This window comes from Bacillus sp. AP50, from assembly GCF_040492675.1.
GTDB classification, from domain to species: domain Bacteria; phylum Bacillota; class Bacilli; order Bacillales; family Bacillaceae_G; genus Bacillus_A; species Bacillus_A cereus.
In genome coordinates, this window is record NZ_JBEUTW010000728.1 from 1 (window position 1) to 2,996 (window position 2,996).

Below are 2,996 nucleotides of genomic sequence, written 5' to 3' on the forward strand. Positions count from 1 at the left end.
AACTAAAGCATAGATTTTAAAAGAACCTAATTTACATATAATTAATGATAAACTACAATGTGTATTCTCCACGTTTAATCAGCATCTGAATTATAAATCTAACATATTTTTTTTAGTTGATTGTCATTATGGTACAACCGTGTATACATTTACCAAACAAACTACATAGTTTAAATTAGTAAAATATATAGAGAGGAAGGAAATAAATCTATGAAAGTCATAATTTTGTGTGGCGGAAAAGGGCTTCGGATGCAAGGAATTTTAGAGGACATTCCCAAACCATTAGTTCGAGTTCAAGGAAAGCCTCTCCTCTTGCATATAATGAATTGGTATAGAAAATATGGACATTCTGATTTCATTTTGCCCTTAGGATATAAAGGTGAGAAAATTAAGGAATATTTTATGGACTTTAGCTGGAAAGAGAATGACTTTAGTTTGAATTTTAAAACCAGTCAATATACGCTACTTCAGAAATTAGAAAATTGGAATATACACTTTATAGATACAGGAATTGATACAATGACCGGGGCAAGACTAAAAAAACTTGAATCCTTTGTACAGGGTGAAACCTTTTTATTAACTTATGGTGACGGATTAGCCAATATAGATATTGATCAACTAATAGCATTCCATAAAGAAAAAGGAAAAATTGCTACATTAACTGGAATTAAAAAAAATAGTCAATACGGCCTATTGGCGGTCGAAGATGGAATTGCTATTGATTTTAAAGAAAAACCATTACTTGATGAAGTAATTAATGGCGGTTTTTTTGTATTTAACAAAGAAATATTCGATTATTTAAGTAATAATGATGATTGTGTTCTAGAAGAAGATCCTCTTCGAAATTTAATAAAAGACAATGAGCTCGCAGTCTATGAACACAATGACTTTTGGGCTAGTGTCGATACACCTAAAGATTTAAAAACTGTAAATGAAAGTTGGAATCCAAATAAATTTTAGTGGAGAGGACTGAATAAGCATTGAACTCTAATGATAAAAAAATAAGTTTACCTCGATTGTATATCCCCTCTAATGAGAAAATAGTTAACCCACTTTCAACAGGAATTAAAGCTTCAAATCTCTCCAAAAAAAATACTCAAAAAAGAATTGATCCCCAATTCTATAATCAACAACATGATCTAAATAATCATTTCTGCGTCATTGTAGGTAGTGAGTATGTCTTGAAAATTATTGCTTTACAGCAATCATTAATGCAGTACTCAGAAAAATTCACATTGTGGATTTGTTGTATAGATCCTTTTGCATATTCACTATTAAAAGAAATGAGTTTAATTAATGTAAACCTTTTACAAGTTGAAGAATTGGAAGATCGTGAACTAAAAGCAATTAAGAGAAAAAGAAAAGTAAATGAATATTGTTGGACTTTAAAATCTGTCTTGATAGAATATTTATTGGTCAATTATGATTTACCATCTATTCTATATTGTGATGGTGATTTATGCTTTTTTTCTGACCCTAATATTATTTTTGAGGAATGGGGTGACCATTCTATTTTCCTAACCCCCCAAAGAGATCGTGATTGGGTAGAAAAAATGTATGGAAAATATCAGGCTGGTCTAATTGGATTTAAGAATGATCTCTATGGACTAAAAAGTGTAAGATGGTGGAAAAATAAATGTATAGATTGGTGCAGTGCCGAGGCTGAGGAGGGGAAATTTGGAGACCAAAAGTATTTAGATTATATCCCTATATATTTTCCAAAAGTAAAAATTTCAAATAACTTAGGTATAAATGCTGCGCCTTGGAACTGTATATATAATAACGATTATAAAATTGACAAGACTAAAAACGATATATTTATTGAAAACGACAAACTAGTTGTTTACCATTTTGCATGTATTACTATCTTTACTGAAAATGATTTTGATCTTTGGTCTTTGGGAGAAATTTCAATACCCAATAATATATTAAACCATATTTACACTCCGTATTTAGAGAGAATTCAATTTGTTTTAAAGCAATTAAAGGATAAATTCAATAAAGATACTAAACAATTTTTAAGTAAAAAAGATATAAATAAAGCTCAAACTTTATATAAAGATTCACAATTAAGAAGAAAAATGAATCAATCCAATCATTTTATGAACTTTTCCATGATTATAAGTAAAGAACGATTAATCCAAGGATTGACTTCTTATTATTCCTTAGAAAATTTCAACGCTAAATTTACTGTATGGATTTGTTGTATGGATGATCTAACGTATCAAATATTAGAGAAATTAAAATTAAAGCATGCCATACTAATTCCGGTAAAGGATATTGAAAATCATGAACTCCTCAGTATAAAAAATGATAGAAGTTTACAAGAATATTGTTGGACATTAAAAGCGCCCCTATGTCTACATGTCCTTAGTCTTTATCCGGAAGTTGATCACATTATATATTGTGATGCTGATATGTATTTCTTTACAGCACCTAATATCATTCTTGATGAATGGTGGAAGTACTCTGTATTCCTTTGCCCTCAAAGAAGCTCTACTGAAATTGAAAGCATACACGGTATATACCAAGCTGGTTTAGTAGGCTTCAAAAACGATCAAAATAGTAAAGAAATTTTAACATGGTGGAAAGATAAATGCCTAGAATATTGCAATAATCAATATGATGTTGAAATGAATAGATGGGGTGACCAAAAATATTTAAATCACATTCCTAACATCTTTTCTAATATAAAAATTATGACTCATAAAGGTATTGATGCAGCACCTTGGAATGTCATTTTAAATAGCAGTTCTATATCCAAAACAGATAATAAAGTTTTTATTGATCAAGATGAATTAATAGCTTTTCATTTTGGAAGTATGCAAATTATTAATCCAAATGAGTTCGATTTATGGAAACAAGAAACTTTAGAATTACCTCCAGCAGTTTTAGATTATATATACATTCCTTATATTGAACAATTGAACAAGACATGTCATACCCTTCATAATACTTTTCAAAAATCTCCCTCCTCTTTATTTGCTGACCAAATT

General features: G+C 29.5%; 2 protein-coding genes. Both read left to right on the top strand.

What is annotated here, in order from left to right:
* Nucleotides 1-210: 210 nt before the first annotated feature.
* Nucleotides 211-960, top strand: coding sequence for a sugar phosphate nucleotidyltransferase (locus ABWK52_RS28920; protein WP_000864432.1), 750 nt, complete (start codon nucleotides 211-213; stop codon nucleotides 958-960).
* A 20-nt stretch (nucleotides 961-980) separates the two neighbouring features.
* Nucleotides 981-2,996, top strand: a 2,016-nt coding sequence (locus ABWK52_RS28925; protein ID WP_353772354.1) for a glycosyl transferase, incomplete at its 3' end; no start/stop codon positions are given.

Bases quoted from the DNA above. Each gene is read 5' to 3' on its own strand.
- ABWK52_RS28920 (WP_000864432.1), top strand. From the start codon at position 211: ATGAAAGTCATAATTTTGTGTGGCGGAAAAGGGCTTCGGATGCAAGGA.